This window comes from Variovorax sp. 770b2, from assembly GCF_900115685.1.
In the GTDB taxonomy this organism is placed as follows: Bacteria; Pseudomonadota; Gammaproteobacteria; order Burkholderiales; family Burkholderiaceae_C; genus Variovorax.
Window position 1 is genome coordinate 24,126 of record NZ_FOXJ01000009.1, and the last position, 20,490, is coordinate 44,615.

Sequence of the window (20,490 nt, forward strand, 5' to 3'; positions counted from 1 at the left end):
TCGGAGTCAGGAGTCCATGAGCTTCGATCGCAAGGTATGCGTCGGTGCTTCGCCGTACTGGCGGCGATATTGCACGGCGAAGTGCCCGGAATGCGTGAAGCCCCAGCGCGCGGCCACCTCACGCACATTGCCCCGGCCGCCCTCAAGGTCGGCGCGAGCCGCCGCCAGCCTGGCCTCGCGCACATAGGCCGCGGGCGTCGTCTGGCGAAAGCGCCGAAAGCCGTCGAAGAGCGCCCTCGTGCTGACACCGGCATGGGCCGCAATCTCGGCTGTGGCGGTAGCATGGTGCAGATTGGAGTGAATGAACTCCTCGGCACGTCGCACATGGCGCGGGGCGATCGCAGGGCGCGGGCGCAACAGCGCCTCGCTGTGGCTGTGCGGCTGCGCGAACAGCAGGGTCGAAAGCACCATCTCTTCCAGCGCAGCCATTGCCGGCGCGGGAAAGTCCCGCAGCGCGCTGGCGTCCACCGCAGCCAACGTCGCGGCAACGGGCGCCCATGCCGCCCATGCTTGCGAGCCACGCGCCATGCCACGAAAAAAGGACAGCGGCTTGGGAAGCCGACGGCCCAGATCTTCTTCCAGCCGGGCGTTCACGCGATCCATTGCGATGCGCAGCACCAGCATGTCGACCTCGCGGCCATAGAGCACCTGGGCTACGCTGCGTGCGTGAACCAGGGCGTAGTTGTCTGCGTCCATCGGCATGCTCGCGTCGTCGAACTGGGCCCGCCCGAACCCCGAGCGCGGCATCTGTACCAGCAGCACGTCCGCGCGCTCCTCAGGATGCACCACTGCCTGTGCGCCGTAAGAGAGTGAACTGACCGACATCGACGGTGTTATCGAACGAATCGAAAAGCGAAGCCGAAGCGCATGGCCGTGCTGAACGCTGATACGGTGGCGCGACCATTCGCTGCTAAGAATCTGGTTGCCCTCGGGCAGCGAATCGCTGCGGTAATTTCTGCTTTGCATAGTCTCTCCATGTGAGGGCAACTAGTCTCGTTTCGCTGCGCCGTTTTCCATGGCCTGCTGAAGTTAAGCTACCTGCCTTGGAAGCAATGCCGAATTCCGGCAACCGAGTACGGATTTCGGCAGCTCATCTGCTTCATCGATTCTCGATTGCAGGTCCGCAGTTTGCGCCGTCTCGCGCCTTTTCCGAAGTGCCTCCGTGCGCTCCAGTGTCTAACGCGATTGATCTTCGTATATCGCGCCAAGACTTCGCAGACGGCGATGGGCTTGAAGGTTCGCCGAGCTAGATTGCCTTGGCTTCTCTCCTCAGCCATATACGGTAAAAAATTGCCGCTACAGCCAACTTTCGTGAAACGTACGCTTGACGCTGGACCTCGGATCAGCGGCGCAGGCGCAACACAAGATGGCTCGTGCATGCGAAACAGCCTTTCCTACCTCATTCCTGCTGCAATGCGTCCCCACGAAAGCGGCGATCTCGCGAACGATCTTGAGGCAGCCAGGCCGCACGCGGGTGCTGCGCCCTTCAGATCACGCGGCGACATTCCGCTCGGCCCCATGACCACCCGTGCGAACGCCGCATCGACAGGTCGTTCTCCGCGGGCCGCAGGCAACGTCATGCGTCAGCGGATGGGAGCGAGCTCACACCAGAATCGCACCGACGATGCTTCACAACATACGAGCAATCAAGCTCACGCAGCAGCGAAAAGCGTGCGAAGAATAGGCGACATCCAAAGGGTTGAAGCCGATCAATACAGCTGCAAGCTCGCTGGCCAACGTTTGCTCGAAGCATCGGCCGAGGCAGCCAAGACTGGAACAACGCCGAAGGCGGCAAATCAATTCGGTCCGTCTACGTCCCCACAGACCACAACTGGTCGGATCGACGCATCGCGCTCAGTGCGTTGGTGATCAATGGATTGCAGAGCCTGCCTGTAGCGCGGTAACTCATCATGTTCCGTGTGTCTGCAATCTCTTCACTTCCGCCTCACCATGGCTGCGGCAGCGGGCAACGGCTCTCATCGAAGCGAGCGGTCGAAAAAGCGAAGCCGGTCCGGGCGGCGGGAACATCGATTTTCATGCTTGATCTTCAACTCGGGTTAAAGCCTACCATCGGCCCGACGCATCAGATCGATGCGGTGCATTCACCACTCAGGAGACCCCATGAGCACCCGCCCCCAATGTCTGGTCAGCTATTTCGCCGCCTGGAACGCTCGCGACCCGGCGAGCATCCGCAAGCACTTGGCCGACGCCTTCGGCAAGAACACGCGCTATCTGGACCCGCACCGCATGGCCACGGGCATCGAGGAGTTCGCCGCCTGCCTCGACGAATTTCGCTCGGGTGCGCCCGAGGCCACGATCTCGTGGGCCTCAGGCGTCGACTCGCACCACAACCTGCATCGCTACGCATGGACGCTGCAAATCGGGCCGAAAACGGTTCCCGGCTACGACGTGGTCGAAGTGGACGCCGAGCAGCGCATGGTTGCGGTGTTGAGCTTCTTCGGTCCCTTGCCGGACCTCTCCGCACAGTAGCGCGCGCCTACCGAGGGCGGGGCAGTTCCCGGAAGAATGCACCGCGTCTTGGACAAGGATTTGAGGCGAACGCTTCAATGGGATGGGCGCCTGCACATCACCCGCCCAGAGAGTCATGACGAGCCCCGGCCAAAGGTCGCCACGCCAGTTGCTTCCCCAGGTTGAAGTCGAGCGCTTCCGCTCGACCGAACTCGGCTACGAGCCATCGGATGAGGTGGGACTGGTGCGCTGTCTTGAGCACGGCTTCCCCACCCCCCTGGCACGGTGGCATTGCCATGAGGAGTACGAACTGCACCTGATCGTCGCCACTTCGGGCAAGGCTTTCGTGGGCGACTGGATCGGGTCTTTCGAGCCGGGGCATCTCGTACTATGCGGCCCGAAGCTGCCTCATAACTGGATCTCGCTCGATGCTCCGCCTGAAGGCGTGCCAAGGCGCGACTTGGTAATCCAGTTCAGGCACGGTCCCATCTTCGAGGCGGGCGAGCGCATCCCGGAACTGCTCGAAGCCGTGCGCATGCTTGAGCGCGCGCGCTACGGCATCGAGTTTTTCGGCATGGCCGTTTGCGCCGAGACGCACTGGCAGCGCGTGAAAAATGCAAGGGGCCTCAAGCGATTCAGCTTTTTTTGCGAGCTTCTCGGCGATCTGGCGCAGTGCACCGAATACCGCCTCCTGTCCGGCATGCAGACGCAGAGCGACGGCCGCCTCGAGACCATCAACACCGTCGTGACGCGCATCGCCAACGACCCAGCGAAGGACCACAGAGCCGCGGACATCGCGGTCGAACTCGGCATGAACCAAGGCCGCTTTGGCCGGCTGTTCCGACGCGCCACGGGCCACAACTTCGCGAGCTATGTGAATCAAGCGAGATTGAGCAAGGCCTGCCTGTTGCTGATGCAAAGCGATCAACACGTCAACTCGATCTGCTATGACGTCGGCTTCAACAACGCGTCGAACTTCAACCGTCAATTTCTGAGGCTCAAGGGCGTCACGCCGAGAGATTTTCGCAAGCAGAGCCAATTGCGGCTTAAATGAAAATAGTCTCGTTTACCAAAGTATTCAACATCTGCGAAAAAATTCGTCGCTTTTTTATTTGCATCGAAATCAGTAAGGAAAATATCAGGCAGACGAGAAGCACCATCCTATGATTTCAGTCCACTCTTATTAAGGATCAAACATGCAATCTCTTCTTATTTACCTGATGTCGGTTCTTGGTGGCGGTTAAAATGCTTGACGGAAGCAGCAAGTCTCTGATTGACTACCTGGTGTCCATACTTACCGGAGGAAACAAACACGGTTGAGACGGATCTCGGCTTCCAATTCCAATCGGTTTTAAACGAGTTCTTTGATCGCAGTTGAAGAAATCGTTTTATGGGTGTCGGGCTGCAGCGACGCCTGCGGGGAGCCATGGCCACAGATGAGCATGCCGTCACTCGGTGTGTTCATCTGCTTGCTGCCGGACGATGGTCGCCATTCCCAACTCGTGCTTCACATGCAAACCCACTTCAAGCGCCTGCATGTCGCAGTTCGAGAACTTGTTCTGCCGGCATATCTGTAGGGCCACGCCGAGCTGTGCGGGCGTCATCTCGATCGGAGACGCCAGCCCGTGCTTGCTCGCGTTAATGCGCTGCTGGAGCTGCGCCAAGCCAAGCTCTTCAAGGTTTCATTCGGGAACGTCTCCTTGGCAGCTGCGACGTATTGTTCGGCGCGCTTGACCGTCATCTCGGATATGGCATCAGGCGTGTCGCGGTTGTTTAGCCGTCCCATCGCTACCTGATAGCCGGTTGTCGACAAGTACGTCCGCGCCGAGATCGAATCGCACATGCTACAAAGCTTGGCCACCATTGTCTTTCTTGCGCTCGGAGTTCGCAGCTTGCTCGCAGCCGGCCGCTTCATCGATGAGCAGAGAGTGTGGCGAGCTTGTCGATGCTGCCGCCGCGGCGGTCTCCCTCGAGGCCGCCAAGCGAGCAATCCTTGCCGAACGGATATGGCAAGCCGGGCGATGAAATGCGCCGCTCCCTTTCAGAAGTTCTCGGCGCCCCTGCGCAAATGTCGACAGGAGTCACAGGCCGGGAGATGCCGGGCGATGAGACATTGACGCGAGGGGATGCCATGCGGACAAGGGTAGGCCTTGCTCCGCGATTAGACGACGCCTTGCCCGAACGGTTGTCAGCGAATCCGAACATGCTATGCGTTTGCCATTGGCGTCTGAGCCCGCACGCCAGCAAAATGCAACTCTTCAGTCAGTGAGAATTCAGAGAGCGGCTCTCTGCGCCAAGCAGAGCTTGGTGAAAAGGCTCTCGATGCAGGTACCAAATATGGCAACCGATATGCATTGGAGTTTTTGATGGGTGGCCACATTGACAACACTGATTCTGTAGTTCCTCGTGAAATGAAATCGCGGCAGGGCGAGCAGGTACTGCCATCTTCTGGAAGTTTTTTTCAGCTCATCCCTAAATTCCGAGGTCCGTATCGCCCCGGCCTCGCATACACACAGAGCGCGGCGATTTACCAGTACCGCGCATGGCTGGATATAAACCCGCGGCACGTTGCCAACTTCGCAGCTGCGCGCAATAGCGCCGAGCGGGCCAGCAACGGCCGCTACGCCGACTGCCTTCGACGCGAGCCTGCAAGACGGATCACGCCATGCGCTGCGCTTTCCTCTTATCGCCACCTGTCTTGACGTGACGAGCCAAGCTGGCTTCAACCTGCATTCGACGAACTTCATTTCCTGCACGATCCGCAACGTACAGCCCTCATACGACGCCGCGGCCGGCCGGATTCGTTACACACCCGGGCCGGGCAAGGGAGCCGGCACTGTCCACCTGAACACCTCGGCGAGGAACAATGAGACGCTGGCTGCGCTCACGATCGTCCACGAATGCGCGCATGCGATACGCGGTGCGCGCGACCACGACGCCACTTGGCCAGCCTACCTGCACGAACGGCTTGCCGAATGAGGGGCAGTCTGTGTTTGCAACGCTGAAGTTCGCTTCGCAGGCATTCAAGGATGGTGAGATCGACCCGCACGATTCGCGCAGGATGCCTCTATTGCAATACCACCTGCAATGCATCGACGAGTGGATGAACGCCTACATTGCGCGCAACGGCCAACCCAGCGAAGCACTGGACCGCGAACTGGGCGAAATCTACGACTGCCACGTCCCGCAGTCGAAGCGATGGGAGACGTCGTTCGACCGATGTGCGGACGTCTGGGCGTACCGCGCGAAGAGTCGCGACTGGCCGAGATCGAATGAGTTCGAATCGACACTTCGGCAGCGGCTAGAAGGTCACAATTGCCGAAGCTCCATCTCCATGGAGCCGCCTCTCGATTGAATCATGGTCGTCGATTTGCAAGATTCTTCAAATCTGTAAGACGTTCCGTGAATTCATCCATTTCAAGGGCCTCATTTGCACTCGACACGGCCCCATGCATTGGGCTCATCCAACACGGAGCACGCCGCAACCCAAGCGGGGTCGCCGGCATACAGCCTGCTGCGGAGAAAGGCCCAGGTCATTTGCTGGACGATGGCAACCCGCTCGGGGCTCTCATCCGTCGTCTCCTTGGCTTCGTACCCGGAAATTCCCCCAAGCAAGTGCTCTCCCCCAGGCAGCGTCAGCAATGCCCTGCCGCCCGGGCTCAGAAAGTACGGATCGGCGAACCAGTCGGGACCCCGGACGGTGAGTGGGGAGCGGTCGTTGGTGCCCGCAACAACCAAGGTTGGCGTGGTCATCGTGGCAAGGTCCATATTCAGATACGGCAAGTGCTCTGCCGCAAACGCGCTCAGGTTGTTACCCCCCTGCCCGCCCGCGGCCAGCAGCACGCCCGCTTTGAACCGCTGGTCGGACATGTCCTCTCGAGCCTCGCCGTCCGGGCCGACTATCCGCGCGCCAAGCAACAGCTGCGTCGTCTGCCCACCGAAGGAATGCCCGGCAGCGGCCACGCGGGTGTGATCAAGACGACCGGCGAGCCCGGGCACCGCGCTCTCGACGAGGTCCAAATTGTCGAGAACGCGCTTCATGTCCTCGACGCGGTATCGCCAGATCACAGGCGCGCGGGGATCGTCTGCGAGAAGGCCCACCCTCCTGGAATCCAGGTGAGTTGGCTGGATCACAACGAAGCCTCGCCCAGCCCAGAATTCGGCCAATGGCGCGTAGCCATCCATGGACGAACCATGACCGTGGGAGAACACGATGATCGGCAAGTCGTGCCCCTCGACGGGAGCCGAGACCCGCAGCTGAAGATCTTCACCCCGGCCTGGGGCCGACAACACGATAGAGCGCACGGACACGACGGGAATCGGCGCGCTCATATTTGCATCTCTTGGGCGGACTGAGGCGCTCACCGCGGACTCCCTTTTCCACGATAGTCGCTGCCGTCGGCGATCAGAAGACCGGCTGTGCCGCAGCTGATCAGACACGGGGAAAGAGCACGGGTACGCGTCGAAACCGCTGCACTTTGACGATCTGAAAGCAAATTGCTCATTAGCTGTTTTCCATGGTCTACATTGATGACCATGAGAGCCTATTTGACTGGCATTTCGTCGTCAAAAGCATATTTTCGGAACCAAGTCAAATGAATGTGACCACACCCATCGAGACGCCTGCGGGTTGCCGTGGGGTCAGTGAAGTTCTCAATCGCGTCGGGGACAAATGGACAATGCAGGTGGTGATCGCCCTGCGCGGCCATCCGCGGCGATTCAACGACATGAAGCGACGCGTGGAAGGCATCTCGCAGCAGATGCTGGCCCGGACGCTCAAGACGCTGGAGCGGGACGGCATGGTCGAGCGCGACGTGCGTGCGACGACCCCACCACAAGTCGAATATTCGTTGACTGCACTTGGGCAATCGCTGTCGGAGCCGGTGCGAACCTTGGCGGATTGGGCACGCGTGCATTTCGAAACCATCCATGGCAACCGTCAGCGGTACGACGGCGAACGCTGACGCGATTCGGGCCACTCACAGGGTCGAGGTGTCCCTCGGGAAATTCCCGGCCTTGATGGCAACTGCAACCGGAACTCAGAGCACTCAGCCTATGCCTGTGGGCGTTGCTGCTCTTCGTCATCAAGAGGCGCGGTGCGCGCCGCTGCAAGGCTGCGCCCGAGTGCTGCCCCAGCGTCCAGGACCAAGTGGGCAGGCGCCCGTTCGAGGAGTGACACCAGTGTGTTCAATCCGTCCAGGCCCTGCATCGCAATCTTAGTGTTGGGCGAGTCAGGAGGCACCAATGATTGAAGCTGCGGCGGCCAGTTCGTCACGTTGTGACGCGAGCCTTGTAAAGGCTTCTCCGTTGTGTTCCAGCGCCCCTTCATCTCGGAATGCATCGTAAAGAACGCGAGCCCGAGCAAGGCCAATGGGCTGACCATGCCGGCGCCGAACTCGGAGGCCACTCCATTTTTTTCCATCACAGCCATCAGGCCAGCCTGGGCGAGCCCGCCCTGGAACAACGGCACCGCGCGCCCTACCAATATGTCGTGCGAAATACGCAAGAGCACATCGCGCGTGCTTTCCTCAGTGCCATCTACCTTTTTCTTCGGCATGGCGTCCGCGATGCCGGCCTTGAGCCGACTTTGCAAACTCTTGTCCGAGATATCAATCTCGTGAGTAGCTTCTCCATCCACGCTGGTCAACAGATTGATGGTTGAATGGAGAAATTCCATCCCAGCCCCGCCGCTTGCGGAGGCCCATCCAGCGCTATTGGCAGAAGTAAATCCCGCTTCGCCTCGAACTCCTTGCATGGCCCCGAAGGAAAGCAGTCCCGCAAGATTTCCCGTCAGGCTGTTGACCTTGCCGAGAGATTGCGCTCCCTTCATGCGGGTGCGTTTGCTGGCGTTTGACTCTCCGCCTTCAATGACGGCGCGATCTTCCGGGAAAATGTCGTTCGGATCCCGCGGCTTGATGGACAAGCCGACCCCTTCCGTGATGGCAGGTTTAAGGACCATTTCGCCAAGATAGTGGGCTGCCGCCGCTACCAGAGCGACAAGCGCTTGGCTGCCGATGAAACCGGCAACGCCCTGGAGGCCATCGGCATCGCCCCAGTCCCGGGTCTGCTCAAGCATATGGTTGCGGGTCAAGCCCAAATGCATGCCCGACGCAATGCCCTTCGCTGCAGAAGCCACGATCAATGTTCCGACTATCGTTGCAGCGAAGGCCAATCCTCTGGATCGAACCTGCGTGCCGGACCGCATTGACGAATCGAGGGAATCTTGCGCCGGATGTTCTGACTCGGCAACTGACGACACAGCTGAAATCTGACTCGGCGAGTTCCCCATATTTCTTGGCTCATCTGTCGAAGGGCGAGGCCGATCGTCGACCGGCTCAAGCATCGCCAGCGCTCCTGATGCCTCTGCTTCCAGAAATCGCCGAAGGGATTGGATCGAATCGCTTCTGCGAGGATGGGTTGACGGTTGCTGCAAAAGCAGGCCATCGTGATCGGACACTGCGGCTCCGACCGACTTTGGCCGAGGTGGGAGACCGTGTGAAGTGCCTCCGCGTTCCCTCAGACTACCCTTGAGAGCAGAAGGAGACGCGGCTGGCGCGGCCCCGCCCGCTGGGGGAAGGGACTGCGTTCTGTTGTTGTGAATAGGAAATGTCATGGTCGCGCTCTCCTTGGAGGGTCTAACAAAACACTTCATCACCGAGGGCGCATCGACGTTCATGTCGCGCTGCCTTGCTTGGCGTGATACGTGCTCTGCGCTCGCACTCTTGCCTCATTGTGTTGGCCGCTCTTAACCTACGGGCTGCGGACGTGACGTGATTGCCCCGGACTCTCGCGATCCGTTGGTTTGGAGCGCGCCGACGTGCTCGGCTTGCGCGCTGGCATCTGTGTGAGCGGCTTGTGACGTGGTCAGAAAATGATGTTCACGCCACTGCGATGCATAAGCGGCGATTTGATCTAATGCCATGGCGAGATGCTTCGCATCCACTTCATCGATCGCCATACGAAAGATCAGCAACACGCGGTTTGTGGTGGGGTTGTAGCCCAATACTGGTGCACCAGGCGCACAGAGATGGAGATTGATCTCCAGTAAGCGTTGGAGCACCGCAGATGACGATAGCCCGGTGGGCAACGCGCCAAAGTCGCCATATAGATACAGCCCATCCGGGTCTACCTCTTTGCCTGCCTGTATCGTGAACGCGATGTTGCGCAAGGTGAGGTTGCCGCTACGGAGTATGGGTTCGGGGTCACGGACAGAAGTGGCCTGGCAAAAACTGGACAAAAGGCTTCGCAACCGCTGTTGACTCATGAATTTATCTCCCACGTTGATGACGGCCCGGTAGCACCAAACCTGTGCGCAGAATAGGAGCCGTGGGGCCTCGGTTCAGCGAGTCGCGCGAAGTGGGGGCTGGCAAACCGAAGGGCCGGTATTCTGCGGAATCCAACAGGCCTGCGTCTGCTGGATTCCGCAGACTACTGACCTGCTGGACATCTCAGCAGATTGAACCGTTTGCTACTGTGAGCAGTAACTCAGGAAGCCGATGCCTTTCGCGTACGCCAGAAGAAACCCGCTTACCAAGTTCTCTCTCATCAACCGGCTTTTGCAGACCGCCCAGAGGTATTGCAATTTCTTTAGGAACTGGCTTCTCAGCCGCGCTTTCGATCGCACTAATCCGAATCGCCTCCAATGCGTCTACGGCCCGCCGCGCTGGTCGACGCCGGCCGCGGCATGGTGCTGCAGGTCGGTTCGGGTATCGACCTGGAAGTGGCCGCTGCGGGCACTACCGAGGTCGTGCGCGCCAAGCACAAGACGATGAAGGATCTCAGCCCGAACGATGTCTTTAAGGACATCCTGATCACACTTGGACGCCGATACCACATCATCCGCCCACTGCAGAAGCACGAAAGTCCTGTTCGTCTGCCTGGTGCTCGACAAGTCGAAGGCGAACCTCGCGCTCGCGCGTCGGAAGACGCGAGTGGAGCAAGGTCTAGCAGACCGATACAGCGACGACTCGTTAGCCGCGAGCGAGCATCTCAGTAGCAGCCTTGCCGATGTCGCCGGGGGTCATGCATGAAGACACCACGACCCGCCTGATACCGCCGTCTTTCCGCCCATTGTCGGAATCATTCCGCCACGCCCGTTGGCATCCCAACAGTTCGTCGCCGCGATGTCGATCGCTGGTACTTGTTATCGACGGCGGTTAGGCGCGTTGGGCCTATAGGACCTGTGCTTGGCCTGACTGGGCGTCCCCTAAGGTCATCCAACGACTGGAGACCCGGGCGCGATCTCTGATCTGCTCGCTCTTCCTCACAAGCGCGATGCCCGAAAGAAAAGCTTCAGATGCCGGATACGCTTGACCTTGCCTCGCAGTCGAAACTTCGGCCTGTCTTCTGGAAGTCAACGTGCAATAATTTCGGAAAACTCTGAAAACTCATTCCACCTCGTCATGACACTGCTAGTGAAGTCTTTTGTCAGCCACCTCGGCGAGTTAAGAAGCCGTTGGGGCATCTGCCGCACAGTGGGACAAATTCACGCTTTGTTGTTCGTGGCCGAAAGGCAACTCCGTGGAGACGGCATTGGCGGACGGTTAGGTACTTTCCGCTCCAACCTCAGCATCGGCTCGAGGGGGTTGCAGTCTCGGGGGCTCGTGAGACTGGCGCAAGTGCCTGGCAACGGACGCAGGTACTTCTCTTCGCTGGGTGACGGGTGGCGCAACTTCCAGGTCATCGCGACAGAACGGCGTCGAGGCGAAGTTACATCGACTCTCGCGATCCCGCTGGATTCCCTACTGATCGCAACCTCCCATCGCGCAGAGCTTCATGCCCAGAAGCGCATGCGAGAGAAGTACGAAATCGTAGCTCTGGCCAACACTCGGTTCGGAGATTTCCAAGGACTCTCAACGGAGTCGATCTCACAGCTGATGAAAATGGGGCGGCGAGGCTCAAAAGCTACTGGGCGCGAAGACCCGTTTGATCGGTGTGATCACGGGTACGGATGGCTGACTACATGAACCTTCGCCGCATTCGGTCGCGGGTACTGTGGATTGCCATCCTGGCAGTCCTGTTCGGCGTTCTTGCACCCTCGTTGTCGACTTGGGTCGCAGAGACCGCCGGCAAAGCCTGGACCGAAGTCTGCACCGCCTCAGGCACCAAGCTGGTTCAGGTCGATGGCGACGACACACCCACTCACGACGGTCACAACGGCAGCATGCACTGCCCGTATTGCCGTTTGCAGCAGGACCTGCCCGCCATTGCGCATGCGCCGGGAGTCCGGATCCTTGCCGATGGCTCCGTTCGCGGGGTACCTCGCGTCGCCGTGTGGGAGCCTCCGCTCGCGGTGAGCGTCTGGCCCGCGCCACCCAGCCGCGCGCCGCCCGTTTTCTCCTGACATTTCGCTGATCGCGCCGCAGCGCGCCTTACGACGGTCGTCTCGCTCTCTGGGCATGGCGCCGTGTCGGGCCTGCGCGCTTGCCGTCCTGCCTGAATTTGTCCGGAGAACTTCTCATGCGAATCATCGAAATCATGATGAGCGAAGTGACGCACCTGAACATGAGAGCGTCGATTGCTATCCCTGGCTGGCTTGTCTGGTCCCTCGTGACCGCCGGCACGAACGAGCCGTCGGCGAAACCAGTTTCACCTCGTACCGCGCACACGCATCGAGGACTTCGAAGCAGCTGCGCTCCATCGGAGGGGGCTGATAGTTCCCCGCGCGCGACCCACGACGCGCCCTGAGGCTGTCAGCCGACGCCACAGCGCTCCGACTTTGCCAAGCCATCGGCTTCGTCTAGGGCCATGCGCCTCCAACCCTTTCCCCGCCGCCTTGCTGCTAGGCAGCGACGCGCATCCGAGCGCCCCTTGCGGTCGCTCACGACAAGGAGATATCCCACCATGGACATACTCGGTATGTACCCCACGTTCTACATGCCCTGGATAGGCTCAGCCTGGGTCATGGGGATCATCGGCGTGATTCACGTCGTGGCATCCCACACGTCGGTCGGCGCAGCCTTCCTCTTCGCCTTGCTCGAGACCAAGGCGTACCGCGAGAACAAGCCGGAGTTGATGGATTTCATTCAGCGCTATGGCAAGTTCCTGCTGGTCTTCTCTTACATCGTCGGTTCGGTGACAGGGGTGGGCATCTGGTATGCCATCACCATCGCGAGTCCGCGCGGCACTGCGGGCCTGATCCACAGCTTCGTCTGGGTCTGGGCCGCCGAATGGGTGTACTTCACCGTCGAGGTGATCGGTGTCTATGCGCTGGTCTACCTGATTGGCAAGATCGACCGGCTCACACACCTGAAGGTGACCTGGGCCTTCGCGCTCGCGTCGTGGGCCACGATGCTGCTGATCGTGGGGATCATCTCTTTCATGATGTGGCCCGGCAACGATGCCTGGTATCAGACGGGGTCCACCAACGACGCCTTCTACAACATCAACTTCTTCGCTCACCTGGGCGTGCGCACCGGTTCGATGCTCGTCATGGCCACGGTTGTGGGGCTGATAGTGACAGCGGGCATGAAGGACAAGTCCGAAGCGTTGCGCAGGAGCGTGGTGCGCACGCTCACCCCAATCGGCCTCATCGGCGGCGCGTTCTCGGCGATCATGTTCTTCTACTACCTGCAGACACTGCCTTACAACGCGCGCGTCATGCTGGACGCACATCTGCTGCCACAGTACGCGGCCGGCATGATCGCCGTCGTGGCGGTCACCGTCGCCTACCTGGTGTTCGCTTGGTGGCGCCCCCTGTGGGTGACGACTTGGATCGCGGTGCCGCTGTTCCTGTTCATCGCCATCGTGGGCGTGTGGCCCGAGGAGCGCATGCGTGAGAGCATGCGCAAACCCTACGTGGCTGGCCAGTACATCTACGGTAACCAGGTGATCGCGCGCGACGTGCCGGGCAAGGGCATCAAGGGCGAGGTGGACATCATTGCCGAGAAGGGATTGCTGAAAGTCCACCCCTTCATTCCCGACCGGCTGCGCACCATCACGCCAGGCAACCAACTGGAGGTCGGACGCCTGCTGGCCAAGATCTCTTGCGCCAATTGCCACGCCCTGGAGGCGGGCGCGCCGTTGCGCAGCCTTCCTGACAAGTTCCACGGCGCAACCGACAAGGATCTGATCGCCGCCTTCATCAACGGACCACTCAAACACGGTGCCGTGCCCTACATGCCACGCATCGATCTGCCAGCGGAAGAGGTACAGGCCATCGCGGCCTTCTTGGCTGATGCCAACGCGCACCGCGAAGGCGGTACCGCCCAGTCCCCATCCACCGCCGCAGTTCCAGTTGCTGCGGCAAACAAGGAGTAACCCCATGGACGTCGGATCCGTTCTGCACACCATGCGCGACCCTGCAGGCATTCCCTCGCACCCGGTCGTGTTCCAGGTACTGATGATCGTGACCTGGATCTTTCACATCGCATTCGTGCACATGACCCTCGGCACCGCCGGCCTGGCCATCTACGCCTTCTACAAGCGACGCGTCGGCACATATTGGGAGCAGCTGTCGATGGCGATGACAAAGTCGGCGAAGGTCGGTGTATCGCTGCTGATCGTGCTGGGCGTCGCACCGCTGCTGTTCACTCAGGTGATCTACGACCCGCAGTGGTACACCGCCAGCGTGCTGTCAGCGCGCTGGCTGATCGCATTTATCTTCACGCTGATCATCGGCTACTGCTCATGGTTCGTCTTCTACTACAGCAACCACAAGGGCGCGAGGAAGCGCCTTGGCATCTTCGCACTGGTCGGCCTCGCGCTGTTCCTGCTCGACGGGCTCATCATGCATGTGCTGGCCTACCAGTCGTTGCTGCCCGACCAGTGGATGAGCTGGTATGCGCCGGGCGGGTCGGTGGACACGCGCGGCGCCAAGCTGCATGCGATCCAGTGGCCGCGTTACCTATTCATTATCAGCCTGTCACTTCCCGCCCTGGGGCTGTACCTCATCGCCTATGCCGATTATTTCCGTGACCGGGCCGACCGCGCGGCTGACTACTTGGCCTTCACGCGCAGGCTGGGATTGCGCTTTGCGGTGAACGGCAGCGTCATCTCGTTCGTGCTTCTGTTGGCCTGGCAGTTCGTGCATCCTGCCGCCACGGGCCTAGCTTGGCATCCCGTGGGATGGTTGCTGGCGGCCGCACTTCTGGGTCTGGGTTACTTCGTGCGGCACAGCGGCGAGCGCGTTCATGGCTACTTGCCGTTGCTCGCGGGCCTGTGCGTGCTCGGTGTCCTTGCCGTCTGGCGCGAGCTGATCCGCATCCGCTACATGATCCCGTACGGCTATGACATTCGCGATTACACCGTGCATGCGGACTGGCCCTCGATGGCGCTGTTTTTCTCCACCTTCGTCGGGGTCGGTGGCCTAGTCGGTGGATTCTTCCTCATCACTACCTATCGCGCCGGACAGGTGCAGGGCCTGTACAAGGCCGACAAGATCGTAGCGCGCATGGGCACCGCGGCGGTGGCAGTCCTCGGGCTCTGGATCACCATCTTCTTCGCCTACGGCATCGCCATCTGGATGCGCAATGCTTTTGCACTTTAAATTCTGGAGACTCATGATGAACAAGACCAAGCAATGGATCGTGCAGGCCCTCGTCGTTTTGGGAAGTTCGGCCGCAGGCACTACCTCGGCACAGATTCCCGATATGGCGGCCGGCCAGAAGCGTGCGCAGGTGTGCTACGCGTGCCATGGCGAAAACGGTGTCTCGAAGATTCCCGGCACACCCCACCTGGCCGGTCAGGACCGCGCCTATCTCGTAAAGGCGTTGCAGAGCTATCGCAACGGCCAACGACAGGATCCGACGATGACGGCAATGGCCAAGGCATTGAGCGATGCCGATATGGCGAACATCGCCACCTATTTCCATCTGGCGGTGAAGAACGCCCGGGGCGAGACGCTCGCGGCACTGATCCAGACCAATGAAAGGCTCAAGCCCGTGGGAACAGTCGCAATCGCCGAGACCCCAGTGGCGGCGGCGGCGCGCACCGCCGATTCGATCTATGGATCGACTTGCACAGCCTGCCACGCAAGCGGGGCGGCTGGCGCTCCCAAACTGGGTGACAAGGCGGCCTGGAGCGCGCGCATTGCGCAGGGCAACAGCAAACTCTATGAGCATGCGTTCAAGGGGCTAAATGCCATGCCCGCTCGGGGCAGCTGTTCGGACTGCTCAGACGAGGAGCTCAAGAAAGTGGTCGACTACATGATCGGCAAGAGCAAATAGCCAGCGCGACACGCGCAGCATGTCAGCTGCCCATCAAGTGCGGCAGCTGGCCGGAGCAATCCAACGCGCCGGGCTCGGACTGTGTACCTTGCTGGCGTCACGGGTTTCGACTCCGGGGCGCAAACGGCGCCTCGAGTGCGTACGAATTTTTCATCATTGGACTGGCGCGCCGAATGAGCTTATGCAAGAAGAAATGCTGCTGCCGAAGATCGGGGCGATCCTGCAGAAACTCGCAAACTTCCGCTGAGATGCCACCTACAGTCTGTAGCGATTCATCACATAGAGCGCGACTCATCACGAAGGCTCATGAACCACTTCAATGCCAAGCCTCTTCTTGCTCGCCTGCTAGTCCCGACCTCTCCGTCGCACGCGCTCGTCTGAACGCGGGGGCACGTTGGTTCGGTCGCACCAGTTGTCGGCAAGCCTCGATCCGCGCTCCGTCCTTTGGAGCGATTTGCAGAAGCGGGATTTTCCTACGGCGGAGCTTGAACGCCGCGTCGTAATTCTGCCGATTTGGCTCGCGCCTTGATCGCCGTTGCGTTGGCAAAAGGCACCTGCGTTTAGTGTCGTCGGCTCTCCTTCAGTTGCATGGCGAGCCGCGCTCGTTTGCTTTATTGAGGAGGTAGCTCTCATAGTGAGGATCTCATCAGAAGGGGCTCCTGAGTCTCACCCGATTGCCGCCTTGCTGTTTTATACGTCTACGCCCGCAGTTCGAGTACTCAAAGGGCCCGGGCTGCAGCTTGTGCTCCCCTTCAGGGTACTGCGAGGCTTTCGTGATGGCGCCAGTCGGGTTATCGGAAGGGACTACAACGACCTGAATGTGCCATGCAGCCCTAGAGGCAATGCATAGGGTAGGTGGACTTGAGCAACTGGCCCATCACTGATGTGATGAACATTAAAAACAGATATCACACTCCGCTTGGCTGCGAGATCCAGCGCGGTGCCGACTGCCCATGGCGAATTCCTTCCGGCGTAGACGTGCTCTTCGGCAATCCAATCGTTGCCGAATCCGAACGACTGGATGGTGCCCCGCCCCACATCAAACGCAGCCAAGTCGCCCCAGCCAGGCGTTCCGCTCGGCCGACCGGGGCTACGCGCGAGGCACAGCACCTGATCGTATTCACGACCAACAACAGCAGGATCAACCACTGGAAACTCGCCTTCCAGCGTCTCGAATCTGATGACCTCTGGCGGCTTGCCAACCCGGAGTTCGATCAGTGTCATGACCGGCCCTGGCACGTGCACGTACTTTCCTCGCATGACGCTCCAACCAGTCGCCGTTGCCCTCGGCTCGGTGTTGGCCATGAGATCGAATCGAATCACCTCATCTGCGTCTTCCCATGCATTCCCGACGTGGTGAATGACCCAAGCGGGCAACAAGTACCAAGTTTGAGCCCAGGTTCGCTTGTCGATCACCAGCACGCGCGTCCCAAGTGCCGGCGCCCAGTTCATCGACAAGCCGAACGGCTTTCCGCTAGTGAGTTTTCTTTCATCGAACAATGTAGGTGGAAGAAGGAAGATCAAGTGATTTTCAGTGACCGCGAAATCATGCATCGGTGGCAAATCCTTCACCGTGAATCGATGACACACCTCGAGCACACCCGCGGCCGTGAGCTTGTAGATGCTCAGTTCCGACGTGATCGGATCTGATCCAAAGTTCCACAGCTCGCCCTTAGTGTCGATCTTTGGATGTGCCGAAAAAGGCCGAAGCAGTTCCGGCCGATTTGCACACAAGATGCCCTTTGTTTCGAGCGTCTCAGGATCCAGCTCGTAGGGCGAGCCAGGCTCCCAGAGAGCCAGAAGGCGGCCAGCGTGGTACACGGCACTCAGGTTGGCCGCGTTCATGTCGTCGATATCGAGGTTTAACCCGGTTTTTCCAAACACAGAGGAGCCGAATGTACTGAACAGAAATTCGCCTGCCGATTCCTCTGCCAGATACTTCTTGGTCCGAACGTAGCGGCCGGTGTGGGTCACGGCATCGTCCGCAAAGCGAAAGGCATGGACCATCCCATCTCCGTCCCACTTATGAGCGTATCGACCAGCACCGCGCTCATGCATGGCGGGTCCGTTCCGATACAAAATGCCTTGCAAATCTTTCGGCAGCCTCCCTGTTGTCTCAAGGCGCCCCGAATAAATGTCTGTGCTTACGGATGCTTCGTACCCAACTGTCCATGGTTTGTGCCGCCTAGCATGAAATGCCCTTTTGATCTCTCCGTCTTGCCAGTTCATTGGTCATCCTTGTTTTCTCTTCTACAAATCAAATACCTGCCGAGCGCGCTCTTCAAGCATTGCGATGGACCGTCGTCTCAGCCCCAGGAAGTATTGATCGACCATGGCGATCGCTTCTGCAACCTGGTCGACTTCAAATAGGTGCCGCTGAATTCTTCTTTCAACTGCTTTTGCGCAACTGTTCAGGAACGAAGACCGATATGGCGTGACGAAACAAGTCCTCAAGGGTGTAAGGCACTGCGTCGAAACGATTACCAATCTCGCTCGCGTTACGTCATTGACCGGCTCTCTACCGCTCCCTACTGATCACGCCCCCGATCGGAAGCAGGCCCCCCGTCGAATAGAGCAACCTTAAGTCGCGGATGGAGGAGTTCTCGTTGTCGCTCGCGAGGCTCGGACGTGACGTTTCTTGACGAGCTCGAGCTCCATCGTGAGCTGCCCAGCCTTGCGCTCCAAGCGCTGCGATCTTCACTTCGTAGTCGGCCACAAGAGCTGCCTCGATCTCCTCGTTGCTAGGTTCGCCGCGATCAAACGTAAGCGGCCGGGCATTCCATCTTGACAGGGAGGCTGATTGAGGTCGAAGACTAGACTTCACAGTGGGCTAGAACCTGTCGGTCAGCCGCATACGATGCAGCGTATGCGTCCGGCAAACTCATCTTGTGTGAGCCTCCCAGAGGCTGAGCTCGGTGCTGATGAGGGGAGTGGAATCCCGCTCCTTTCAGTGACTCGCTGAGCTCGCGTCCACTCCAGGAGGAGGGGCCAGGGGCGCCTCACAACGATCCGCCTCCTCGCATCGCTGGCGAGCGGCTTGAACTGCGGCCATCAATTCCCCTGTCACTGCAGGGTTCGACTGCCCGTCCTTTGCAATTCGGCTGATGTCTTGCGAGACGGCTTCAACAGCAGTTGCCAGGCCGCCAAGGCCTGCTGAATCGGCTTGCTCGTCGCAAAGGGGGTCTTTGCCATGCAGCGATGGTGGCACCTGCTAGTCTCACTCACTGTGCAGCTAGCCCACATAAGGACCGGGCGCAGCCCCAGAACGCACATAGCGACAGGCTGATTGCTTCAAGCCCTTCTTCGACGTCGTGCTCGAAGTCGGGTCGTCGAACACCTCGTACATCCTGCTATAGATCCTCGCCATGTGGGCACATTCCTACAAAAGAGGCATACTCAAACGATGCGCCTGAGCCAATTCATCAAGGAGAACGTTGAGCTGATCCTGGTGGAGTGGGAAACATTTGCGCGCACGATGATTCCTCCGGCGGAAACGATGTCGGTCGTCGAATTGCGCGATCACGCGCACGAGATTCTGCTCGTCATTGCCCACGAAATGGAATCAAGCCAGTCGGAGGACGAGCGCGAGGCGAAGTCCAAGGGCTTGGCTGAGCCGCGCGCGAAGGCAACATTCGCAGCCGTGCATGGCACATTGCGCCAGCGCGTTGGCTTTGACCTGACCCAACTGGGAGCCGAATACCGCGCACTGCGTGCATCGGTGCTCCGTTTGTGGATGGCTCGTGTGGGGACAGTCGATGCAGCAGTACTCGAAGAGGTGATTCGTTTCAACGAAGGCATCGACCAAGGTCTTGCCGAAGCCATGCGCACCTACTCGGAGCATATGGCCAGTTCACGGGATACCTTTCTCGCTGTGCTCGGACATGATCTGCGCAGCCCGCTCGGCGCGCTCAACTCCTGTGTTCATTTGCTAGGCCGCTTGGTCGACGGCAAGCCCAACGAACGCGCGTTGCGCATCGCAAAGCAGAGCATCACCTCCATCAGCGAGATGATCACCGATCTTCTGGAGTACACCCGCACGAGACTGGGCCGGGGCATCGAGGTCACGCCGCAGCGTGGAAACTTCGATGCGCTGTGCGCAGAGGCGTTCGACCAAGTCTGCGCTGCCTATCCGCTGCGCAAGCTCGAAGCCGACATCACTCCCGCAGTTACGCTGAGCTTCGACGCGCCGCGCATGCGTCAGGTCCTCAGCAATCTTCTGAACAACGCCGTGCAACACGGTGATCCTGCCTTTCCAGTTGTGCTGACGGTGCATGCCGAAGAGAACGAAGTGGTCCTGATCGTGAAGAACCGCGGCACGCCCATTCCGTCCGATTCGATGCAAGTCATCTTCAACCCGCTTGTGCAAGTGGTGTCCAAAGAGTCGGAGCCCCACGAGCGACCTGCCACAAGCTTGGGCCTGGGCTTGTTTATCGCCCGCGAGATCGTGAAAGGCCACGGCGGCACGATTGCGGTGGCATCCTCCGCGGAAGAAGGCACATCCTTCACCGTGCGGCTGCATCGTTGAAAGCGTGCAAAGTGCGGGCGTTATCTTTGGCCCTCGCGTACTCGAAACCACGTAGTGCAAGCAACAAAAGCTCTCAGCCCGAAGACTGCGTAGATCGCCGGCCCGGACGGGACGGCTGTAAGTGAGCCCGGCTTGGCGTCTTAGGGTAAGCACGCAGCCAACACGTCTTGACGAACCGCGATCTAGAGGAGTTCAGTGGGCTCGACTAGGTCGTCCGCTTGTAGCAACATCTCCCCATGCCGAAGTACCGATGGTCATGTCTCGCTTGCGGTGAGACGAATTCGAGTGAGATTGAGTTTTGCACCACTTGCCAGTGCCCTTCCCACGCTA

The 20,490-nt window shown here is 59.7% G+C and carries 16 protein-coding genes and 1 pseudogene; 11 read left to right on the plus strand and 6 right to left on the minus strand.

Annotated elements, in window-relative coordinates:
• Positions 1-6: 6 nt before the first annotated feature.
• The gene (locus tag BM133_RS30860) at positions 7-966 is read right to left on the minus strand and encodes an AraC family transcriptional regulator (RefSeq protein WP_093442749.1); all 960 of its coding nucleotides are present in this window, start codon (positions 964-966) and stop codon (positions 7-9) included.
• Between the two features lie 1,155 nt (positions 967-2,121).
• Here BM133_RS30860 and BM133_RS30865 point away from each other — a divergent pair.
• A complete protein-coding gene (locus BM133_RS30865; RefSeq protein WP_093442751.1) occupies positions 2,122-2,490 on the plus strand; it encodes a nuclear transport factor 2 family protein in 369 nt (122 codons plus the stop codon).
• A gap of 115 nt (positions 2,491-2,605) precedes the next feature.
• A complete protein-coding gene (locus tag BM133_RS30870) occupies positions 2,606-3,523 on the plus strand; it encodes an AraC family transcriptional regulator (protein ID WP_093442753.1) in 918 nt (305 codons plus the stop codon).
• A 394-nt stretch (positions 3,524-3,917) separates the two neighbouring features.
• On the opposite strand, the gene BM133_RS30875 is transcribed toward BM133_RS30870, so the two are convergent.
• On the minus strand, positions 3,918-4,133 hold the full coding sequence (locus BM133_RS30875; protein ID WP_093442755.1) for a hypothetical protein: 216 nt from the start codon (positions 4,131-4,133) through the stop codon (positions 3,918-3,920).
• A gap of 904 nt (positions 4,134-5,037) precedes the next feature.
• Between BM133_RS30875 and BM133_RS34925 the strand changes: the two genes are divergently transcribed.
• On the plus strand, positions 5,038-5,448 hold the full coding sequence (locus BM133_RS34925; protein WP_143100244.1) for a hypothetical protein: 411 nt from the start codon (positions 5,038-5,040) through the stop codon (positions 5,446-5,448).
• Between the two features lie 10 nt (positions 5,449-5,458).
• Positions 5,459-5,824 (plus strand): hypothetical protein, encoded by a 366-nt coding sequence (locus BM133_RS30880; RefSeq protein ID WP_143100245.1) that lies wholly within the window; start codon positions 5,459-5,461, stop codon positions 5,822-5,824.
• Positions 5,825-5,895: 71 nt separating this feature from the next.
• Here BM133_RS30880 and BM133_RS30885 read toward each other — a convergent pair whose 3' ends face one another.
• Positions 5,896-6,801: an alpha/beta hydrolase family protein gene (locus tag BM133_RS30885; RefSeq protein ID WP_093442759.1), complete on the minus strand. Its 906-nt coding sequence runs from the start codon at positions 6,799-6,801 to the stop codon at positions 5,896-5,898.
• A 185-nt stretch (positions 6,802-6,986) separates the two neighbouring features.
• Between BM133_RS30885 and BM133_RS30890 the strand changes: the two genes are divergently transcribed.
• The gene (locus BM133_RS30890) at positions 6,987-7,433 is read left to right on the plus strand and encodes a winged helix-turn-helix transcriptional regulator (RefSeq protein ID WP_256219401.1); all 447 of its coding nucleotides are present in this window, start codon (positions 6,987-6,989) and stop codon (positions 7,431-7,433) included.
• A gap of 89 nt (positions 7,434-7,522) precedes the next feature.
• On the opposite strand, the gene BM133_RS30895 is transcribed toward BM133_RS30890, so the two are convergent.
• Both BM133_RS30895 and BM133_RS30900 read right to left on the minus strand, forming a co-directional pair.
• Positions 7,523-8,926: a hypothetical protein gene (locus BM133_RS30895; protein ID WP_177224992.1), complete on the minus strand. Its 1,404-nt coding sequence runs from the start codon at positions 8,924-8,926 to the stop codon at positions 7,523-7,525.
• A gap of 288 nt (positions 8,927-9,214) precedes the next feature.
• Entirely contained in the window at positions 9,215-9,733 is a 519-nt protein-coding gene (locus BM133_RS30900; protein ID WP_093442763.1) for a CesT family type III secretion system chaperone, read from the minus strand.
• A gap of 378 nt (positions 9,734-10,111) precedes the next feature.
• Between BM133_RS30900 and BM133_RS35630 the strand changes: the two are divergent.
• The 5 genes and pseudogenes from BM133_RS35630 to BM133_RS35635 form a co-directional block, all read left to right on the plus strand.
• A pseudogene (locus BM133_RS35630) lies at positions 10,112-10,400 on the plus strand (hypothetical protein); the annotation flags it as partial.
• 1,031 nt (positions 10,401-11,431) lie between these two features.
• On the plus strand, positions 11,432-11,812 hold the full coding sequence (locus BM133_RS30915; RefSeq protein ID WP_177224993.1) for a DUF2946 domain-containing protein: 381 nt from the start codon (positions 11,432-11,434) through the stop codon (positions 11,810-11,812).
• Between the two features lie 500 nt (positions 11,813-12,312).
• On the plus strand, positions 12,313-13,728 hold the full coding sequence (locus BM133_RS30920) for a cytochrome c (RefSeq protein ID WP_093442767.1): 1,416 nt from the start codon (positions 12,313-12,315) through the stop codon (positions 13,726-13,728).
• A 4-nt stretch (positions 13,729-13,732) separates the two neighbouring features.
• Complete coding sequence (locus tag BM133_RS30925) at positions 13,733-14,956, plus strand: hypothetical protein (RefSeq protein WP_093442769.1); 1,224 nt, start codon at positions 13,733-13,735, stop codon at positions 14,954-14,956.
• 16 nt (positions 14,957-14,972) lie between these two features.
• The gene (locus BM133_RS35635; RefSeq protein WP_256219402.1) at positions 14,973-15,635 is read left to right on the plus strand and encodes a cytochrome c4; all 663 of its coding nucleotides are present in this window, start codon (positions 14,973-14,975) and stop codon (positions 15,633-15,635) included.
• A gap of 804 nt (positions 15,636-16,439) precedes the next feature.
• Here BM133_RS35635 and BM133_RS30935 read toward each other — a convergent pair.
• Complete coding sequence (locus BM133_RS30935) at positions 16,440-17,864, minus strand: carotenoid oxygenase family protein (protein ID WP_093442771.1); 1,425 nt, start codon at positions 17,862-17,864, stop codon at positions 16,440-16,442.
• 1,174 nt (positions 17,865-19,038) lie between these two features.
• Here BM133_RS30935 and BM133_RS30940 point away from each other — a divergent pair.
• On the plus strand, positions 19,039-20,160 hold the full coding sequence (locus BM133_RS30940; protein ID WP_093442773.1) for a sensor histidine kinase: 1,122 nt from the start codon (positions 19,039-19,041) through the stop codon (positions 20,158-20,160).
• Positions 20,161-20,490: the final 330 nt, after the last annotated feature.

Coding starts and splice junctions, on each gene's coding strand:
- BM133_RS30860 (WP_093442749.1), bottom strand. CDS start 966: ATGCAAAGCAGAAATTACCGCAGCGATTCGCTGCCCGAGGGCAACCAG.
- BM133_RS30865 (WP_093442751.1), top strand. CDS start 2,122: ATGAGCACCCGCCCCCAATGTCTGGTCAGCTATTTCGCCGCCTGGAAC.
- BM133_RS30870 (WP_093442753.1), top strand. CDS start 2,606: ATGACGAGCCCCGGCCAAAGGTCGCCACGCCAGTTGCTTCCCCAGGTT.
- BM133_RS30885 (WP_093442759.1), bottom strand. CDS start 6,801: ATGAGCGCGCCGATTCCCGTCGTGTCCGTGCGCTCTATCGTGTTGTCG.
- BM133_RS30890 (WP_256219401.1), top strand. CDS start 6,987: ATGGTCTACATTGATGACCATGAGAGCCTATTTGACTGGCATTTCGTC.
- BM133_RS30900 (WP_093442763.1), bottom strand. CDS start 9,733: ATGAGTCAACAGCGGTTGCGAAGCCTTTTGTCCAGTTTTTGCCAGGCC.
- BM133_RS30915 (WP_177224993.1), top strand. CDS start 11,432: ATGAACCTTCGCCGCATTCGGTCGCGGGTACTGTGGATTGCCATCCTG.
- BM133_RS30920 (WP_093442767.1), top strand. CDS start 12,313: ATGGACATACTCGGTATGTACCCCACGTTCTACATGCCCTGGATAGGC.
- BM133_RS30925 (WP_093442769.1), top strand. CDS start 13,733: ATGGACGTCGGATCCGTTCTGCACACCATGCGCGACCCTGCAGGCATT.
- BM133_RS35635 (WP_256219402.1), top strand. CDS start 14,973: ATGAACAAGACCAAGCAATGGATCGTGCAGGCCCTCGTCGTTTTGGGA.
- BM133_RS30935 (WP_093442771.1), bottom strand. CDS start 17,864: ATGAACTGGCAAGACGGAGAGATCAAAAGGGCATTTCATGCTAGGCGG.
- BM133_RS30940 (WP_093442773.1), top strand. CDS start 19,039: ATGCGCCTGAGCCAATTCATCAAGGAGAACGTTGAGCTGATCCTGGTG.